We start from the raw sequence: 17,618 nt of genomic DNA on the forward strand, positions 1-17,618 counted from the left end.
CAGCTGGTTCGTCGAAGTCTGGCGGGCTGACACGCGCCTGCTCCCAATCACGCAGCGTGCCGACCGGCACCTGAAAGCGCCAGCAAACTCGATCTGCGACAGTCCGAGTTATGGCGCGCGCGTGCGGAACAGCCGCCCTCCCCTTGCCGTGCATGAGACGATAGCCCACCCGCCGCGCGACGCTGCTTTCCCCACTTCGCTGATGCCCAGAACCGTGCTAACGGCGGGCACATAACTGTGAAAGGACTGCGCATGAGCGAACCGACCGTGGCAGAGGCGACAGAGGCCATCTATCAATCGCTTAATGCAGACAATGCCGATCTCGACGCTCATATCGCGACGCTGAAGGCAGCGCTGAAGCGCGAGGGCCTGACGGAGGCCGTGGTCGACCCGGCCCGACTCGCCCAAAATAACCGAGCAGGCAGAAAGATGATGCAGTCGTATTTCCGCCAACGCGGCGTGACGGTGGCCTTCTCCGCTTGAGGAGGCGCCTTCACGCCACCGCCTTCGCCACCATCTCCGGATATTTCCGATCACCTTCACATAGGCGACAGCGAAGTCGGGCGGGCTGACGCGCGCCTGTTCCCAGTCGCGCAGCGTGCCGACCGGAACACGAAACCGCCCGGCAAACTCGCTCTGCGACAGGCCGAGCGCGGTGCGGGTGGTGCGGATCAGCCGCGAGCGCTGGCCGTGCTCCAGCCCTTCGGCGGTACGTCGAAATCCTCGGCGTCGGCGGGATCAGCCGCGAGCGCGATAGGCTCTTTCTTCATCGTCATTGCTCCTTCTCACCGAAATGAACCGAGGCAGATCGTCCCGCCAAACGAAGACGCCCGTCGACGTTACCCTTCTCCCCTTGTGGGAGAAGGTGGCCGAGCGGAACGAGGTCGGATGAGGGGTGTTGGACGGAGCGAGATATAGCCAAGTTCAGCGCGCGGCATTGGAACGCGGCAGCGCTGGCGATCCTGCCAACACCCCTCATCCGTCGCCTTATCTCTCGCTCACTGCGTTTGCGAGACGGCGACACCTTCTCCCACAAGGGGAGAAGGGGCGCACCGGCCTACACTCCGGTCCAAGCCATTGAAATCGCTTTCTCTTCCACAGGCGAAGAGACGCGCTTCGCACCCCCCGCAAAAATTTTCGCCCAAATTTATCCCCACCCCTCTTTCCTGCATCACAATACACCTCAGAAAGGAGTGTGCGATGACCCGAAGCCCCGACCACGACATACTGGCCCGCATCGTCGCGCTTCTCCTCGGCCTCGCCTCGCTCGCCGAGCGGGCCGCGTTGCGCCCTCTGGCCGTGCGTCTCACCCTCCTGTGGATTTTGCTGCCGGCACACTGTGTCGCGCTCAGACTGTTGGACATCCCGGCGGACGCAGCCGACCCGCACCCATCGAAGCAGACGCCCGCGCCCCCGGAGATCGGCGATGGCACCGGCGCCCTTTTCCACCTCGCCATCAGCTTTCGCGCCACCGCGGCGCTGCTGCTGCATGCTTGGCTTAACGGCGGCGTGCCGACACCGCACACGCCGCGCCACGCGACCGCGCTTTCGCGAACATGTCCCTCCGGCCCTTCCCGACGCCGCTTCCTCGGCTGGGTGGGCATGGTCCGCGACACGTCCTGACGCCATTTTTCGGCATTTCCGTCCGGTTCGGCTTGCTCGACCCGTTGAGCGGCAACGAAACTCTGCGTCTGAAAATCGTCCGTCCCCTGCTTGCCGCATGTCAGCAGCCATCTTGTTCCGGGTGGACAAATCCCGCCGGGCCGCGCACTTTGCGCGTCCTGTATCGGGAGCATTGGCATGACCAAAAAATCCGGAACAATCCGCGCCGGCATGGGCGGCTGGACTTTCGAGCCGTGGGATACGTCTTTCTACCCGGAAAAGCTCGCCAAGGCGAAGCAGCTCAACTTTGCCTCGCGCCAGGTGCCGACCATCGAGGTCAACGGAACCTATTATTCGAGCTTCAAGGAGCCGACCTTCGTCAAATGGGCGAGCGAGGCTCCGGAGGGTTTTGTCTATGCGCTGAAGGGCAACCGCTTCGTCACCAACCGCCGCGTGCTCGGCGAGGCCGGCGAGTCCATGATGCGCTTCCTGGAGTCGGGCGTGGCGGCGCTGGGCGAAAAGCTCGGGCCGATCCTGTGGCAGTTCATGCCCACAAAAAAATTCGACGCCGACGATTTCGGGGCATTCCTGAAGCTTTTGCCGGAAAAGCAGGACGGCGTGAAACTCTCCCACGCGGTCGAGGTGCGCAACGAGAGTTTCGTCGTGCCGGAATTCGTGGCGCTGGCGCGCAAGCACAATGTGGCGATCGTCTATGCCGACCACGAGAAATACCCGGCGATCGCCGACGTCACCGGCGATTTCGTCTATGCCCGTCTGCAGACCGGCTCGGACGAGATCCCCACCTGCTACAAGCCCAGCGCCCTCGACGCCTGGGCGGTGCGGGCAAAAACCTGGGCGGAAGGCAAGGTGCCGGTCGACCTGCCGCGCGCCGATCCGGCAACCGATGCGCCGGTGACGCCGCGTGACGTCTTCGTCTACTTCATCACCTCCGGCAAGGTGCACGCCCCGCACGGCGCCATGGCCTTCATGGAGCGGGTGTAGAAGCCCTGCCCAGGCGACGGTGACGACGCCTCACTCGGCCGGAACCGGGTTCAAGCCGCCGGTCTCCACCGGCTGCTCGCGGCTTTCCCGGCGTGCCGCCACGCGCGCCACGACCGACTGCCGGTTGACCGAGCCGCGCTCGGCATCGATGCGGCGGATCAGGATCTCGGCGCGCTCGACCGAGCCGAGCAGCGCCAGGATGGTGCCGCGTTCGGCCGCACCGGCGTTCGGCCCGAGAGCCAGCGTGCGGGCGCGAAGCTCCTCGACCTCCGGGCGGCTGACATGGCCGGCCGGCATCTTCGGATCGGCGACGCCATAGTCCGGCAGGATGTCGCGCAGCGAGGCGTCGAGCCTGTTGAGCGCGGCATCGACGATGACCTGCGCCTGGCTGCCGAACTTCTCCCGCTTCACGCGGCGCGCGACCTGATGCATCGATTCCGTCAGTGCTGCGGTGAAGTCCGCCTCCTCGATCAGGCTGGCGATAAGGTCGAGCTGCTCGTAGGGCAGGTCCTCCTTCATCAGCGATGCGGTATAGGAGCGGATGTCGCGGCTGAGAATATCGGTGGCGAGATAATGTTCGCCGGGGTCGGAGGGCGCCGACTTGGCCCCGCGCGCAATGTCGAGAAACTTGGCGCCGGCTTCCAGATGGCGGGCGGTCTCCTGCTGCACCACCGGAACCGCCTTGGCGAAGTCATTGGCGAGCCCGCGGTCGAGGAACTTCGGCGTCGAATAATCCTCGATGTCTTCGGCCTGGGTGTGGCCGATGCGCGACAGCACCCGCTCGAACACGCCGACGAAGGGGAACAGCAGCGCGGTGTTGAAGATATTGAACACCGTGGAGTAGAGGCCCACCGCGACCGGCACCAGCGGGAAGGTTTCCTTGCCGTCGACGATAACCGGGACGCTTGGATCGCCCAGGCCGAAGGCCTGCATCGCCCACTGCAGGACCGTGATCGAAACGAAGAACAGCGGCACGGTGATGCAGACGCCGATGATGTTGAAGGAGATGTGCGCATAGGCGGCGCGCTTGGCATTCTTCGACAGGTTGAGGGACGCCATCCACGAGGTGATGGTGGTGCCGAGATCGGCGCCCAGGGAGAAGGCCACAGCCGTGGTCCAGTCGACGACGCCGGCAGCACCTAGGCCCATGACAATGCCGATGGTGGCCGACGACGAGTGGATCATTGCGGTAACGCCGGCGGCGATCAGCACGCACTTCAACAGGTTGCCGTAGGAGTCGGCCTGCAAGGTCTGCAGCAGGTCCATCACCTCGGGCATGTTGCGCAGCGGCTTGAGGCCGCCGGTCATCAGGTTGAGGCCGTAGAAGATCAGCGCAAACCCCATGCAAGCCAGCGCGATGTTGCGCAGCTTCTCGTTCTTGGCGAAGCAGTAGACCAGCGCGAAGATGCCGGCGAAGATCAGTCCGAGCGGCCCGAGCGGCAATGCGATCAGGCCGTTACCCAGCGTGGTGCCGATGTTGGCGCCCATGATGACGCTGATGGCGGGCCGCAAGCCGACGACGCCTGCGTTGACAAGGCCGACGACCATCACCGTCATCGCCGTGCTCGACTGGATGACGCCGGTGATCAGCGTACCGGCCAGGACACCCTTGATCGGCGTGCCTGCCGCACGGGCAAGGAAATTGCGCATCGAATTGACCGACAGCGCCTGAATGCCGTTGGCCATGAATTCCAGGCCGAGCATGAAGATGCCCAGCCCGCCGATCACCGGCACGATGATGTCCTTGAAAATATCGATGTCCATAACGATGCGCTCCACGAGGATCGGCAACGAAGATGCAGGTGATCCGGGCAATGCTTCGCCGTCCGGCGGAAAGCCGGTCAGAGTGGCATCTGTCCCTGAACGTCCCACGCGCGATCCCCGGCCGCGCGGCAGTGGCCTGCACGCCGAACCGTATGGCGGTCGTGTAACGGGTTAATGACGATGTCGGGACGTGTCTTCCAAGACGGACGGGCTACTCCGAGGTGGCGTCCATCGCCGCGTCCAATCCGGCGCCCATCGTGGCGCGTACCGGAGCCGGCCATGGAGTCGTGTGGTTGTCGATGCGCATCTGGAAGATGAAATAGGTCGGAGAACAGAAACCGATGCCCTTGACCTTGGCGATGCCCGGCGTATCCGGCGGTAGCGACTGGCACATAAAATCCTCGCGGCAGAAATGCTCGGCCGAGCAGGCGGGGCGGTTGCCGCGGTTGACGGCGCCGCCGAGGCACTGGTCGAAATTGTTGGTGGCGACGCAGATGTCGAACTTCTTGCCACCGACAAGGCCGCAGATTTCGCGCGGCATCGGCTTGCCGGCCTTGAAGTTGGCGAAGCTGCGGTCCTTCTCGTCGCAGCCGCGGTAGGCAAGGCCGGCGGGCACGCCGATCTTGGGCGGGCGGCAGGTGTAGCCGGTGCGGCTGATGGCCGGCGAAAACGCCGCGAACTGGCCGGTGATTTTGTAACGATCGTTGTACGGTTCAGCCGCGTTGGAGGCGATCTCGCCGCTGAGGCAGGGATGGCCGGAAAACATCGCGTCCGAATCCTTGGGCAGCAAGCATTGCGCGAGCTTCATGCGCACGCCGGTGGCCGTCGCCAGCGGCGTGCAGACAGTGCCGCCGCCGCATTGCCAGTTTTCGCCGAAGTGCTTAGCGTCGTCCGGCATGAAACACGGCATGCCGGCGCCGGCCGGCCGATAGGCGACCTCGCCCTCCCAGCTTGCCGGCGGCGCCGACGACAGCGGCCGGAAACGGTTCGGCTCGCTGTCCGACGCCACCGCGCGCACATAGGCCTGGCGACGCGAGATCTCGGCGGCCAGATGCGGAGAGATGCCGACCTCGATGCGGTTGAGCGGCGAGGTCGACGTGTCGTCGAGGCCGATGAAATGGAAACCGGCGGTCGAACCGGACTGGTGGCAGCCCTGGCAGGCGCCGTTGTCCAGCCGTTCGATCAACGCTTCCGGCGAGCGGACAAGTTGCGCCGCGGAAAAATCCAGCCCGGCGAAATCCTCGGGCTTGAACAGCGGCGTGAACGGATGATTGGCTTGCCTGACGCTGCCGAAGGTGGAGAAGGAGATCACCTTGCGCGCCAGGAACGCATCCGGGATCTCGTAGACGCCGCGATCGATCGCTGCGAGGTTGCCGGCGACATAGTCCGCCAGTTGTTTCTTCAGTCCGGCATTTGCGACAAGCTTGGCCGCATCGGGCGTGTTTTCGAGCGGCCTTTCGGTGACGGTGCCGCCATCGATGCCGAAGATGCGCATCAGATAGGCCGCCTGGCCGCCGAACTGCGTTTCCTGGCCGGACGGAAAGCGCACCACCTGGGCATTGAGTTCTAGCTGCTTGAAGGTCAGATCGGACGGGTCGGCAGGCCCGCCGGCGAGCCAGCCGGCGTCGACGCTTTCATCGACCTGCGGCGACCACAGCCCGGCGACACCGGTGCAGCCGCCGTCGGCGTCCGTCGCCGCCGAATAGACGGCGTTGAAATTGAACGGCATGCGCGAAGCGAGCCGCCGCTTGCCGCGCTTGAAGTCGTAGGCGAGCCGGTAGATGAAGCGCACCTCGCCGCAGCCGGTTTCGCCGCGCAACGCCGCGAAATCACGGCGGTCGAGCCGGTTGACGACGCCGACCAACCGCAGCCGGGCGGCTTCGGTCTTCAGCCAGCGCATGTCCATGACGCGGCCGACATTGTCGGCGGTCACCTCGTGCAGCGGCCGTCCTCCCGCCTTCATCTCGGCGCGCAGCGCTGCAATGTCCGCGTCGATCGTATCGACGATCGCGCGATAGGCCGGGGCTTTCTCGTAGAGGCTCTTCAGGTTGCCGTCGCCGCCATCGCCGAACAGGCCCTGGAATCCGTAGCCGCGCTTTTCCAGCACGGCGAGGACGGCGGGATCGTCGACATGAATAACGGGGCTTCCGCCTTCCACGCGCGCCGCAGCGATCCCTGTCAGCAGACAGATCAGGATGCCGAAAACAGCGCCAAACCGGCGAGCCATGCCTAAAAAACCCCTGCCCGGTTCTTTCTTCCGAAAAGATCGCGCAGCACGGGCAACAACGCAAGCGGCAGGTCTTCGGCGATCAGTCCGGGTCCGAAGCGGCGTGCCGCTTCGGCATGCAGCCAGACCGCGGCACTCGCTGCCTCGAACGCCGGCATCTTCTGGGCAAGCAGCGCGGCGATGATTCCCGACAGGATATCGCCGGAGCCGGCAGTCGCCAGCAGGGGCGTGCCGTTGCCGTTGATCGCCGCACGCCCGTCCGGCGCGGCGATCACCGTGTCGGGTCCCTTGTAGACGATCGTCGCATTGGCCCGTTTCGCCGCCGCACGTGCCCTCTCCACTTTCGACGGGATTTCGCCGGCCGTGAGATCCGGAAACAGCCGGGCGAACTCGCCCTCATGCGGAGTGATGACGATTGCCGGCGCGCAGTCGATCCGTGCCGCGGCGAAAAATTCCTCCGCGATGCGCGAAAAGACCGTGATCGCGTCGGCGTCGCAGACAATGCCCTTCACGATGCCGGCCGCGCCGGCGATCATCTGCAGGCCGAAGTCGCCGACCTTGTTGTGCGTGCCGAGGCCGGGACCGAACACCAGCGAGCGCGGTTTGCGTTCGGCAAGGAATTCCTGGACGTCTTCGAGACTGTCGGTCTTGCGCAGGATGGTCGAGGTGAGATGCATGGCGTTCACCGCCAGCGCATTGGCCGGCGAAAGCACCGTAACCGCCCCTGCCCCCGCCCGCGCCGCAGCCATCGCGGAAAGCCGCGCCGCACCGGTCGAGGCCGGACCACCCGAAAAGACGCCGACATGGCCGCGTAAATATTTGTGCGAGTCCAAATCCGGCACCGGAAATTCTCCGATCCAAAGATCCGGAGCGTCTTCGAAGCAGGAAGGGCCGATCGTTTCGAGCACGTCCGCGGCGATGCCGATATCGGCGACGATCGTTTCGCCGCAGAAGGCGCGTCCGGGATAAAGCAGGTGCCCCGGCTTCTTGCGGAAGAAGGTGACCGTGACATCGGCCTTTATCGCGGCCCCCAGTACCGTACCGCTCTCGCCCGAAACGCCCGACGGCAGATCGACCGCAACCACCGGCACCCCGGCGTCGGCAACATCTTCGACGACGCGGGCATAGTCGCCCTCCAGCGGTTTCGACAGGCCGGCTCCGAATAGTGCATCGACGACCAGCGTGCCCGGTTCGGCATGAAATTCGCCAAGCTGTCGCGCAGGCAAGGTGCAGGCGTCGGCGGCCAGCGCGGCGTCGGTGCCAGCCTTCGGCGCTTGCGACCTCCACAACCGCACGTCGACACCCGATTGCCCGAGTAGGGATGCGATCACATAGCCGTCGCCGCCATTGTTGCCGGGACCGCACAGCACGTCGACATGGCTGGCGGTGGGAAAGCGTTCCAGGATCACGGCGGCCACGGCCCCGCCGGCCCGTTGCATCAAAGCATAGCCGCTGAAGCGGCCGCTCTCGATGGTCAGCCCGTCAGCCTCGGCCATTTCGTTCGGTGTCAGAAGTCGATGCATGATGACAGCCGCCTGCTTTCATCTTGCGGTAGCACATTCGCGCGAATGTCGGAATCGGCAGCCGGCCGGAGAAATACATCTTGCCCCACGCGTGGGCGCAGCCGTCGTCATTTGCCCATATTTCGGTCAGCATGCACAAAAATTAGCCAAAGCGCCGGAACCCATGCTCATGCATATGAATTGAGAAAACACAAGGAAAGGCCGCCAACGACGCCAAAACGCGACCGGAAAACAAACTTCCGCCGGCCAAACCGTTTCCGTGCAAAATTGCTGCGAATGCATGTGATTGGCACACTTCGTGCTAGATGAAGAGCGAAACGGGGTCTTCGCACCTCGTTTTTGTCCAGAGGAGGCCATTTTTGAATGAAAAAGATCGAAGCGATCATCAAACCGTTCAAGCTCGATGAGGTGAAGGAAGCCCTCCAGGAAGCCGGGCTGCAAGGCATCACCGTCACCGAAGCCAAGGGGTTCGGCCGCCAGAAGGGTCACACCGAGCTTTATCGCGGCGCCGAATATGTGGTCGACTTCCTGCCCAAGGTGAAGATCGAACTGGTGCTCGGCGATGAATCCGTCGAAGGCGCCATCGATGCCATCCGCAAGGCGGCGCAGACGGGCCGCATCGGCGACGGCAAGATTTTTGTCTCCAACATCGAGGAAGTCGTGCGCATCCGCACGGGCGAAACCGGCATCGACGCCATCTGACCCGCGACAACCGGGTTCTTTCCAAACGTCATCACACAGGGAAACGCACAATGACGACAGCCAAAGACATCATGAAGCAGATCAAGGACAACGACGTGAAATTCGTCGACCTGCGCTTCACCGATCCGAAGGGCAAGCTGCAGCACGTGACGATGGACGTCGTCGAGGTCGAGGAAGACATGTTCGCCGACGGCGTCATGTTCGACGGCTCCTCGATCGCCGGCTGGAAGGCCATCAACGAAAGCGACATGGTGCTGATGCCCGACACCGAGACGGCCCACATGGACCCGTTCTTCGCCCAGTCGACCATGGTCATCCTGTGCGACATCCTCGATCCGGTCTCCGGCGAAGCCTACAACCGCGATCCGCGCGGCACCGCCAAGAAGGCCGAAGCCTACATGAAGGCCGAAGGCATCGGCGACACCATCTATGTCGGCCCAGAAGCCGAGTTCTTCGTCTTCGACGACGTCAAGTACAAGGCCGACCCCTACAACACCGGGTTCAAGCTGGACTCGACCGAGCTGCCGTCCAACGACGACACCGATTACGAGACCGGCAACATGGGTCACCGCCCGCGTATCAAGGGCGGCTACTTCCCGGTGCCGCCGATCGATTCGGCGCAGGACATGCGTTCCGAGATGCTGACCGTGCTCACCGAGATGGGCGTGCGCGTCGAGAAGCATCACCATGAGGTGGCGGCCGCCCAGCACGAGCTCGGCATCAAGTTCGACACGCTGGTCCGCAACGCCGACAAGATGCTGATCTACAAGTACGTCGTGCACCAGGTCGCCAACGCCTACGGCAAGACGGCGACCTTCATGCCGAAGCCGGTGTTCGGCGACAACGGCTCGGGCATGCATGTGCACCAGTCGATCTGGAAGGGCGGCAAGCCGACCTTTGCCGGCAATGAATATGCCGGCCTGTCGGAAAGCTGCCTGTTCTACATCGGCGGCATCATCAAGCACGCCAAGGCGATCAACGCCTTCACCAACCCGCTGACCAACTCCTACAAGCGGCTGGTGCCAGGCTATGAGGCGCCGGTGCTGCTCGCCTATTCGGCGCGCAACCGTTCGGCCTCCTGCCGCATTCCGTTCGGCTCGTCGCCGAAATCGAAGCGCGTCGAGGTGCGCTTCCCCGATCCGGGCGCCAATCCCTATCTCGCTTTCGCGGCCATGCTGATGGCCGGCCTCGACGGGATCAAGAACAAGATCCACCCCGGCCAGCCGATGGACAAGGATCTCTATGACCTGCCGCCGAAGGAGCTGAAGAAGATCCCGACTGTCTGCGGCAGCTTGCGCGAAGCCCTGCAAAGCCTCGACAAGGACCGCGGCTTCCTGAAGGCCGGCGGTGTCTTCGACGACGACCAGATCGACAGCTACATCGAGCTGAAGATGGCCGAGGTCATGCGTTTCGAAATGACCCCGCACCCCGTCGAATACGACATGTACTATTCGGTCTAAGCGCGCATCACGCGCACCGAACCCGCAAAATAAAGACCCCGGCGCAAGACGCCGGGGCCTTTCATTTTCATCTGCTCGCGCAATCCTTGCGCGCGCCAAAGGGTCACTTCTTTGCAGCCTTGAGTTCCTTTTCAAACGCCGCGCGCGACGTCTCGACCAGCTTCCGCAGCATTGCCGGGTCGACGAAGGCATCGTCGGCGCCCGCGTCGCGTTTTGCCTTCCGGCCGAAAAGATCGACAAACTCGGGATGGGCCGGCAGCACGATGTCCGCTTTCGTGGACTGGAGCCGGTCGAAGCTCTTCCTGTAGTCCTCGACGATCGCGGGATGGCCCTTGTTGCCGACCAGTCTGTTTCCGGCAACGGTAAGGCTGCAGGGAAACACCACCTTCAGCGTGGCTTCTCCATGCCTGACGCTCGTGGCCCAGGTGGTGCAGCCCTTGGTATGGCCCGGCGTATGCATCGCCGTAAGCTCGACATTGCCAACCGAGACGATGTCGCCGTCCTTCAGCGCCCGATCCACCTTGACCGCCGGAAACCTGGTCGCGCCGTACTTGTTGTCACCCTCGTGCCTGCCTTTCTCCAGCGCGGAGCGCTCCTCTGCCATGGCCATCACCTGCGCGCCCGTATCGGCTTTCAGTTGTGCAATTCCCGCCGCGTGGTCGAAATGGGCGTGGCTATTGATGATGATCTCCACATCCTCGAGCCTGAACCCCAGCGACTGGATGTTCTGCTCGATGGGTTCGACATTTTCCTTCAGCGTGCCGTCGAGGAGGATCCCCTTGTCGCCCGACACGATCAGGTACGACGCCAGCCCCTTGGTCCCGACATAGTAGATGCCGTCCACGATCTCGAACGGTTCAGTCGGCTCAGCCCACGCGGCGGGCTGTTGCGCCCTGGCGGCGGACGCCGACATCGCGATGGCCGTAGCGCACAGGCGGGCAGCGAATGCCAAGATTTTTCTCATGTCTTTCAGTCTCCTCGATAGTCGTCAATTTTGCCTTGGGGGCGGCGACGACTGGTAATCGCCCTGCCCCACAGCTACAAACGATGATATCTCAAGCGGGACATTAGAAAATTTAGGGTGCATCATGGACAGGCCTCGACTTCCGCTCAATGCGCTGCGGGCTTTCGAGGCATCTGCCCGGCATCTCAGCTTCACCCGCGCGGCGATCGAACTCTGCGTGACACAGGCGGCAGTAAGCCACCAGGTGAAACATCTCGAGGAAATGCTGAACGTTTCGCTGTTCCGACGCCTGCCTCGCGGCCTGATGGTCACGGAGGAAGGCCAGGCGCTGCTGCCGGTGGTGCGTGATTCCTTCGACCGTATCGGTGACGTGCTCGACCGTTTCGAGGACGGCCACGTCCGCGAAGTGCTGACGCTCGGCGCCGTCGGGACCTTTGCCGTGGGCTGGCTTCTGCCGCGCCTCGAAACCTTCAAGAACGAGGCGCCGTTCGTCGACCTCAGGCTCTCGACCAACAACAATCGCGTCGACATCGCCGCCGAGGGGCTCGATTATGCAATCCGCTTTGGGTCCGGCGCCTGGCACGGGCTGGATGCAATGGAACTGTTCGGAGCGCCGCTCTCGGTGCTTTGCACGCCCGAAATCGCGGCGGGGATTTCTTTGCCCGAGGACGTTGCCCGGCAAACGCTGCTTCGGTCCTATCGAAGCGACGAATGGTCCGGCTGGTTTGCCGCCGCCGGCCTGAAGAGCCCGCCGTCGCCATTGCGTGGAATGGTCTTCGATTCCTCGCTCACGATGATGGAAGCCGCCGTCCAGGGCGTCGGCATCGCACTCGCACCGCCCCTCATGTTTGCGCGGCTGCTTGCGACAGGCGCGATCGTCCAGCCTTTCGCCACCTCGATCTCAACGGGGAGTTACTGGCTGACAAAGCTGCAGACCAAGAGCACCACAGGCGCCATGGACGCGTTCAGGTCCTGGCTCCTGCAACAGGTGGCGGCGGCAAATCCCTCCGGCTAGCCAAAAGAAAACCCCGGCGTCGAGCCGGGGTTTTCAGTTCACGATCGGTGCCGTGCGCGCTTACGCGGCTGCCTTGTTCTCGGCGCCGAGCGGCACTTCCGAGATCGACTTCAGGATCTGCGAGGCGATCTGGTAAGGGTCGCCCTGCGAGTTCGGGCGGCGGTCTTCCAGGTATCCCCTGTAGCCGTTGTTGACGAAGGAGTGCGGCACGCGGATCGACGCGCCGCGGTCGGCCACGCCGTAGGAGAAGGTGTGGATCGACTGCGTCTCGTGCTTGCCGGTCAAGCGCATGTGGTTGTCCGGGCCGTAGACGGCGATGTGGTCGGCGCGGTTCTTCTCGAACGCCGCCATCAGCGCCTCGAAGTATTCCTTGCCGCCGACTTCGCGCATATAGGCGGTCGAGAAATTGGCGTGCATGCCCGAGCCGTTCCAGTCGGTGTCGCCGAGCGGCTTGCAGTGGAACTCGATGTCGATGCCGTACTTTTCGGTCAGCCGCAGCAGCAGGTAGCGCGCCATCCAGATCTGGTCGGCGGCCCGCTTCGAGCCCTTGCCGAAGATCTGGAACTCCCACTGGCCCTTGGCAACCTCGGCGTTGATGCCCTCATGGTTGATGCCGGCTGCCAGGCAAAGGTCGAGATGCTCCTCGACGATCTTGCGGGCAACGTCGCCGACGTTCTTGTAGCCGACGCCGGTGTAGTAAGGGCCCTGCGGCGCCGGATAGCCGGATTCGGGAAAGCCGAGCGGGCGGCCATCCTTGTAGAAGAAATATTCCTGCTCGAAACCGAACCAAGCGCCCTCGTCGTCGAGAATGGTGGCGCGGCTGTTGGATTCATGCGGCGTGACGCCGTCCGGCATCATCACTTCGCACATGACAAGCACGCCGTTGGTGCGGGCCGGATCGGGATAGAGCGCGACGGGCTTCAGCACGCAGTCCGACGAACGGCCCTCGGCCTGCATCGTCGAGGATCCATCGAAGCCCCACAGCGGCAGTTGCTCCAGCGTCGGGAATTCGGCGAACTCCTTGACCTGCGTCTTGCCGCGCAAATTGGGAACAGGAGTGTATCCGTCCAGCCAGATATACTCGAGTTTGTATTTCGTCATTCTAACCTCTCATCGATGAGTGGAACGCAATGGGTTCCGATGCGTTCGACCACAAGCGGCCGATCTGCCGAACGATGACAAGCAATCAGCGTGCCAGTCGGCCGGCAGTTTGACACTTCGGAACAAGGATTCGCGCGGCCGATGCAAAGTTCTGCCATTCCACCAATCAGGCGACGCCTCTGCACAATAAATAGTCAAATCATGATGCTAAAATAAGCATATTGCTCAAATCACTTGCAGCAACTATCTTGCGTTATACATGAATCGGAAAGGCTCCGGTTTGGAAGGAAACCGACGATGGATACGACCCAGCATCGCCAGTCGGCCCAGATCCTGACGTTCCCCACAGCAAAGCGCGCCGCTGCCAATAATTTGAGCAGGCAGGCCAAATTCGCGGCAGAGGTGGCGGCGTTGCGTTCGCAGAAGATCGTCAGCGGCGATGCATGGTATCACCAGGCGGCGATCGAGGAAGAAACCAGCATCAAGCAGTAGGTGGATCGGCTAAGGCCGTTCGCGTTCGAAGCGGTCATGCGGCCTGCTGAAGGACGTCGATATTGTCTGGAGAGTTCGCTCCGCCTAGTCTGGTAACATGTCCGTTAGCTTGCCCGACAGTTTAAGATGGCCCGCGATAAGGTTCGTCACTCAGGACGAACCTTTTTCTGCTGCGTCCCATGTGGGAGGCCAGCCCTTGGCCCCCAACGGCTTCACGTGGCCAACCTACGGCGGCCGGCCGCTGGATTTCCTGCTAAAGCTGGATCTTGCGACATTTGCCAAACTGGACCCTGGGCTCGATCTGCCAAAAGCAGGATGTCTGTTGTTTTTCTACGACACCGAAACACAACCTTGGGGGTTTCAGCCCGAGGATCATGGTTGCTCGGCCGTCGTATACATTGAGGATATCGATGCGACCTTGCCCATGGTGGCTCCCTCTGGCAGCCATACATTCAGACGTTTGGGATTAACGTTCGAACAGATCGTGACACTTCCGGACGCATGGTCGCCTCGGCTGGACCAGTTGTCGCTAACGGCGGAAGATCGTTTCGAACTGAATGAAATCCACGAAGATTCGCGGAACATCGACGGCCAGGTTGGCGGTCATCCCAGTGTGATCCAAAACAGCATGGAGGCCGAATGCGAAATGGCTTCGTCGGGACTACAGGCCGGCACACCGGAGGCTTACCAATCACCCGAAGGAATACAAGCCACAGCCAATGCGCACAAATGGCGGCTTTTGGCCCAGGTGCCCAGCATTGAAGAACTCGACCTTATGTGGGGCGACAGCGGCATGATCTATTTCTGGATCAAAGAGGATGCGCTGCAGCGCCGCGATTTCTCGCAATGCTGGCTCGTGCTCCAGTGCCATTGACATGCCGTCCCGGTGATTGAACTCTGAGTTGAGTACGCTCACTCAAGTAGAGTTCTGTTCAGCGCCTCGATCAACCGTGCCGCCGCCAGCATATCCGCCTTGCGCATCCTGCGGCGGTGGACGGCCTCGGAATCCTCGCCCCAATGCTCGATGTTCCAGTCCTCATCGACATGCGCCGCGGTCCAAGCCTGCTCGACATCCAGTTCGCCCGCGTCGACCGCCAGCGCCAGCAGTGCCGATCCCGTCAGCGACGTCATCAGGTGCAGTGCCGCCAGCCGCAGCGGCTCGTCGCGCATCTTCAGATGGATGCCGATGGCGCCAATCGCCTCGCGCGGCTGTTCGACGTGCATCACGCCCTCGGCGAGCACGAAACGCGCGCCGAGTGTCGCGCGCGCCCAGTCGATCACCGGGTCCCAGGCCTCCACCTGCCTCGCGACGAGATTTTCGGGCGCATCGGCGCGATAGCAGAGCAGGTCCGTCGATGAGAAGCGCAGGATGTCTTCCAGAACGGCCTGCGGATCCTGCGCGACACCGTCGATCGCCGTGTTGACGAGACGCGTCACCGGCATCGACACCGGGTCGATGTTTTCGCCCTGCCCGGCGAATTCGCCGGCGACCAGCTGTGCTGCATTTTCAGTCGGCAACGTGAGGATGACCATTGCCGGCGTGCGTACCGGCTTGCCGTCGAGATGCACGGCGAAACCCTCGCCATCGATCAGCGCGGCGACCGAAACGTCCTTGTAGAAACGCTTCGGCAGCGGCGTCTTCATCTGGATCTGCGCGCGGCGCACCGGGTCGGGATCGGAAAGGTATTTCCCCGCTTCGAGGTCGTTGAGGATATCGCGCATGGCTACTCCGCTGCCGGCACCTGCTTGCGTACCGGCCGGTTGACGATGATCAGCCCCGCCCCGATCAGCCCGAGCGCCAGGAAGATCTTCCAGGTCAGGGGCTCATCGAGCAGCAGCCAGCCGCATATAACGCTGAAAGCGGGCGTCAGAAAGGTGAAGCTCGACAATCCCGCCGCCGGGTAGCGCCGCATCAGCCAGAACCAAAGGATGTAGGTGAAGGCAACAACGTAGATCGCCTGGAACAGCAAGGCGCCGGTCGCGAGCGGCGCCACCTCCCGCAGCATCGGTCCGGCCAGGGGCACCAGCGGGATCGCCATCAGCGCCGAGACGGCGAGCTGATAGAGCAGAACTTTCTCCGCGCTGGCGGTTTGCAGCTTCGTCCCTTTGATCACCAGCGTGGTCAATGCCCACAACAGCCCGGCGCCAAGACTGAGCAGATCTCCGGTCAACGCATCGGGGCCTGGAATGCTGAGCTTGTCGGAAAAGATGAGCACCACGCCGCCGAAAGCCAGCAGCAGGCCGAGGAATTTCTGCACCGACATACGTTCGCCGAGCAGGAAGTGCGCGCCGATCAGTATCCAGAACGGCATGGTGTTGACCAGTAGCGAGCTGCGCGCCACCGTGGTGTATTCAAGGCCGACGAAGATCAGCGTGAATTCCGACCCGAACAGGATGCCGGCGGCAATGCCAGCCCACAGCGTGCCGTCATTCCGGAACAGCGGGATGCCGCGGTAGCGGCACCACAGGAACACCAGCACGCCGGCGATCGCCGAGCGCGCCACGTTGAGGAAGATCGGATTGTAGCCTTCATTGGCAAGCTTCGCCGCGACGCCGTTCAGGCCCCAGGAAAAGGTCAGCAGGATCATGAAGCCGACCGCTGCCGTGTCGACGGCGTCGCGGCGGTCGAAAGTCTGGGTGGCGCCGCTCATCCAAATTCCTCCACGCTCACGTCGAGCGTGTTCCAGTTACACCAGCGACCGGCTGGAAGCATGATCCAACGCCCGGTTGTCGTGGGCGCAAAGATTGAGATGGAGCGAAACGCCCGGCTCGCTCAGCTCTCGTCGCTGGCGCTCTGCTCGTCGAAGCCGATCAGGTTCCAGCTCTGCCGCATATGCGGCGGCATCGGCGCGGTGACGTCGATGACGCCCTTGTCCGGATGCGGGATTACAATGCGGCGGGCGTGCAGATGCAGCCGGTTCTGGATGCCGCCGGGAAAATCCCAGTTGGTGTCCGCCTCGAAATATTTGGGATCGCCGATGATCGGGCAGCCGATATGCGCGGCATGTACGCGCAGTTGGTGGGTGCGGCCGGTGTAGGGTTCCATCTCCAGCCAGGTCATGGTCTGCGCCGCCTGTTCGATGATGCGGTAATAGGAAACCGCGTGGTCGGCGCCCTTTTCGCCGTGCCGGGCGATGCGCACGCGGTCGCCGTCCGGGGTCGGTTCCTTGACCAACCAGGTCGAGATCTTGTCCTCGCGTTTCGGCGGCACGCCCTTCACCAGCGCCCAGTAGGTTTTTTTCGTCTCACGGGCACGGAACGCCTCGGCGAGCTTCATCGCGGCAAGCCGCGTGCGGGCGACGACAAGCACGCCCGACGTATCGCGGTCGAGCCGGTGCACCAGCCGCGGCTTCTCGCCCTTCTTGTTGCGCCAAGCCTCCAGCATGTCGTCGACATGCCGTGTCACGCCGGAACCGCCCTGCACCGCCAGACCCGCCGGCTTGTTGAAGACGAAAACCTTGTCGTCCTCGTGCAGCAGCATCTTGGCCAGCACGTCGGCATCGTCCTGGTTGCGGATCGAATGGCCTGTAAGCTGGTCGGCGCCCTTCTTGTCGACGCCGAGCGGCGGAATTCGGATCAGCTGGCCGGGCTCGATACGCGTATCGGTCTTGGCGCGCCCGCCATCGACCCGAACCTGCCCCGAACGCAGCAGTTTCTGCAGCTGAACGAAGCCGAGGCCGGGATAATGGGTCTTGAACCAGCGATCGAGCCGCATGCCCGCTTCGCCGGCTTCCACCGCGATCTGTTCCACTGCTGCCATTTCAGC

Annotated in this window: 16 protein-coding genes; 8 read left to right on the forward strand and 8 right to left on the reverse strand. The window is 63.1% G+C overall.

The window, feature by feature from the left end:
• Nucleotides 1-252: 252 nt before the first annotated feature.
• The 3 genes from OHD58_RS17220 to OHD58_RS17230 all read left to right on the forward strand — a co-directional run bounded on the left by OHD58_RS17220 (nt 253) and on the right by OHD58_RS17230 (nt 2,604).
• Nucleotides 253-483, forward strand: a complete 231-nt coding sequence (locus OHD58_RS17220) for a hypothetical protein (RefSeq protein WP_263804639.1) — start codon at nt 253-255, stop codon at nt 481-483.
• Nucleotides 484-1,200: 717 nt separating this feature from the next.
• Nucleotides 1,201-1,623 (forward strand): hypothetical protein, encoded by a 423-nt coding sequence (locus tag OHD58_RS17225; protein ID WP_263804640.1) that lies wholly within the window; start codon nt 1,201-1,203, stop codon nt 1,621-1,623.
• 177 nt (nt 1,624-1,800) lie between these two features.
• Nucleotides 1,801-2,604 (forward strand): DUF72 domain-containing protein, encoded by an 804-nt coding sequence (locus tag OHD58_RS17230; RefSeq protein WP_263804641.1) that lies wholly within the window; start codon nt 1,801-1,803, stop codon nt 2,602-2,604.
• Nucleotides 2,605-2,634: 30 nt separating this feature from the next.
• Here the strand turns inward: OHD58_RS17230 and OHD58_RS17235 are convergent, their stop codons facing one another.
• From OHD58_RS17235 to OHD58_RS17245, 3 genes are all read right to left on the reverse strand, one after another.
• A complete protein-coding gene (locus OHD58_RS17235) occupies nt 2,635-4,368 on the reverse strand; it encodes a Na/Pi cotransporter family protein (protein WP_263804642.1) in 1,734 nt (577 codons plus the stop codon).
• Nucleotides 4,369-4,579: 211 nt separating this feature from the next.
• Nucleotides 4,580-6,595 carry a hypothetical protein gene (locus tag OHD58_RS17240; RefSeq protein ID WP_263804643.1) on the reverse strand — a complete coding sequence of 672 codons (2,016 nt, stop codon included), beginning with the start codon at nt 6,593-6,595 and terminating at the stop codon, nt 4,580-4,582.
• Nucleotides 6,596-6,597: 2 nt separating this feature from the next.
• A complete protein-coding gene (locus tag OHD58_RS17245; protein ID WP_263804707.1) occupies nt 6,598-8,121 on the reverse strand; it encodes an NAD(P)H-hydrate dehydratase in 1,524 nt (507 codons plus the stop codon).
• A gap of 360 nt (nt 8,122-8,481) precedes the next feature.
• Here OHD58_RS17245 and OHD58_RS17250 point away from each other — a divergent pair, with 360 nt between their 5' ends.
• A complete protein-coding gene (locus OHD58_RS17250; RefSeq protein WP_263804644.1) occupies nt 8,482-8,820 on the forward strand; it encodes a P-II family nitrogen regulator in 339 nt (112 codons plus the stop codon).
• 50 nt (nt 8,821-8,870) lie between these two features.
• Complete coding sequence (glnA, locus tag OHD58_RS17255) at nt 8,871-10,280, forward strand: type I glutamate--ammonia ligase (RefSeq protein WP_263804645.1); 1,410 nt, start codon at nt 8,871-8,873, stop codon at nt 10,278-10,280.
• 103 nt (nt 10,281-10,383) lie between these two features.
• On the opposite strand, the gene bla is transcribed toward glnA, so the two are convergent.
• Nucleotides 10,384-11,244 (reverse strand): subclass B3 metallo-beta-lactamase, encoded by an 861-nt coding sequence (gene bla, locus OHD58_RS17260; RefSeq protein WP_263804646.1) that lies wholly within the window; start codon nt 11,242-11,244, stop codon nt 10,384-10,386.
• Nucleotides 11,245-11,368: 124 nt separating this feature from the next.
• Here bla and OHD58_RS17265 point away from each other — a divergent pair, with 124 nt between their 5' ends.
• Nucleotides 11,369-12,259 (forward strand): LysR family transcriptional regulator, encoded by an 891-nt coding sequence (locus OHD58_RS17265; RefSeq protein WP_263804647.1) that lies wholly within the window; start codon nt 11,369-11,371, stop codon nt 12,257-12,259.
• Nucleotides 12,260-12,319: 60 nt separating this feature from the next.
• Here the strand turns inward: OHD58_RS17265 and OHD58_RS17270 are convergent, their stop codons facing one another.
• The gene (locus tag OHD58_RS17270) at nt 12,320-13,360 is read right to left on the reverse strand and encodes a glutamine synthetase beta-grasp domain-containing protein (protein WP_263804648.1); all 1,041 of its coding nucleotides are present in this window, start codon (nt 13,358-13,360) and stop codon (nt 12,320-12,322) included.
• Between the two features lie 297 nt (nt 13,361-13,657).
• Here OHD58_RS17270 and OHD58_RS17275 point away from each other — a divergent pair, with 297 nt between their 5' ends.
• Together OHD58_RS17275 and OHD58_RS17280 are read left to right on the forward strand one after the other, a co-directional pair.
• Nucleotides 13,658-13,852, forward strand: a complete 195-nt coding sequence (locus OHD58_RS17275; RefSeq protein WP_263804649.1) for a DUF2735 domain-containing protein — start codon at nt 13,658-13,660, stop codon at nt 13,850-13,852.
• 97 nt (nt 13,853-13,949) lie between these two features.
• Nucleotides 13,950-14,726: a YwqG family protein gene (locus tag OHD58_RS17280; RefSeq protein WP_263804650.1), complete on the forward strand. Its 777-nt coding sequence runs from the start codon at nt 13,950-13,952 to the stop codon at nt 14,724-14,726.
• Between the two features lie 38 nt (nt 14,727-14,764).
• Here the strand turns inward: OHD58_RS17280 and OHD58_RS17285 are convergent, their stop codons facing one another.
• From OHD58_RS17285 to OHD58_RS17295, 3 genes are all read right to left on the reverse strand, one after another.
• Nucleotides 14,765-15,574 carry an ATP12 family chaperone protein gene (locus OHD58_RS17285; protein WP_263804651.1) on the reverse strand — a complete coding sequence of 270 codons (810 nt, stop codon included), beginning with the start codon at nt 15,572-15,574 and terminating at the stop codon, nt 14,765-14,767.
• 2 nt (nt 15,575-15,576) lie between these two features.
• Nucleotides 15,577-16,503 carry a DMT family transporter gene (locus OHD58_RS17290; RefSeq protein WP_263804652.1) on the reverse strand — a complete coding sequence of 309 codons (927 nt, stop codon included), beginning with the start codon at nt 16,501-16,503 and terminating at the stop codon, nt 15,577-15,579.
• Nucleotides 16,504-16,625: 122 nt separating this feature from the next.
• The gene (locus tag OHD58_RS17295) at nt 16,626-17,612 is read right to left on the reverse strand and encodes an RluA family pseudouridine synthase (RefSeq protein WP_263804653.1); all 987 of its coding nucleotides are present in this window, start codon (nt 17,610-17,612) and stop codon (nt 16,626-16,628) included.
• Between the last annotated feature and the right edge of the window lie 6 nt (nt 17,613-17,618).

The organism is Mesorhizobium sp. ZC-5 (assembly GCF_025753855.1).
Taxonomy (GTDB): Bacteria; Pseudomonadota; Alphaproteobacteria; order Rhizobiales; family Rhizobiaceae; genus Neomesorhizobium.

Coding starts and splice junctions, on each gene's coding strand:
- OHD58_RS17220 (WP_263804639.1), top strand. CDS start 253: ATGAGCGAACCGACCGTGGCAGAGGCGACAGAGGCCATCTATCAATCG.
- OHD58_RS17225 (WP_263804640.1), top strand. CDS start 1,201: ATGACCCGAAGCCCCGACCACGACATACTGGCCCGCATCGTCGCGCTT.
- OHD58_RS17230 (WP_263804641.1), top strand. CDS start 1,801: ATGACCAAAAAATCCGGAACAATCCGCGCCGGCATGGGCGGCTGGACT.
- OHD58_RS17235 (WP_263804642.1), bottom strand. CDS start 4,368: ATGGACATCGATATTTTCAAGGACATCATCGTGCCGGTGATCGGCGGG.
- OHD58_RS17240 (WP_263804643.1), bottom strand. CDS start 6,595: ATGGCTCGCCGGTTTGGCGCTGTTTTCGGCATCCTGATCTGTCTGCTG.
- OHD58_RS17250 (WP_263804644.1), top strand. CDS start 8,482: ATGAAAAAGATCGAAGCGATCATCAAACCGTTCAAGCTCGATGAGGTG.
- glnA (WP_263804645.1), top strand. CDS start 8,871: ATGACGACAGCCAAAGACATCATGAAGCAGATCAAGGACAACGACGTG.
- bla (WP_263804646.1), bottom strand. CDS start 11,244: ATGAGAAAAATCTTGGCATTCGCTGCCCGCCTGTGCGCTACGGCCATC.
- OHD58_RS17265 (WP_263804647.1), top strand. CDS start 11,369: ATGGACAGGCCTCGACTTCCGCTCAATGCGCTGCGGGCTTTCGAGGCA.
- OHD58_RS17270 (WP_263804648.1), bottom strand. CDS start 13,360: ATGACGAAATACAAACTCGAGTATATCTGGCTGGACGGATACACTCCT.
- OHD58_RS17275 (WP_263804649.1), top strand. CDS start 13,658: ATGGATACGACCCAGCATCGCCAGTCGGCCCAGATCCTGACGTTCCCC.
- OHD58_RS17280 (WP_263804650.1), top strand. CDS start 13,950: ATGTCCGTTAGCTTGCCCGACAGTTTAAGATGGCCCGCGATAAGGTTC.
- OHD58_RS17285 (WP_263804651.1), bottom strand. CDS start 15,574: ATGCGCGATATCCTCAACGACCTCGAAGCGGGGAAATACCTTTCCGAT.
- OHD58_RS17290 (WP_263804652.1), bottom strand. CDS start 16,503: ATGAGCGGCGCCACCCAGACTTTCGACCGCCGCGACGCCGTCGACACG.
- OHD58_RS17295 (WP_263804653.1), bottom strand. CDS start 17,612: ATGGCAGCAGTGGAACAGATCGCGGTGGAAGCCGGCGAAGCGGGCATG.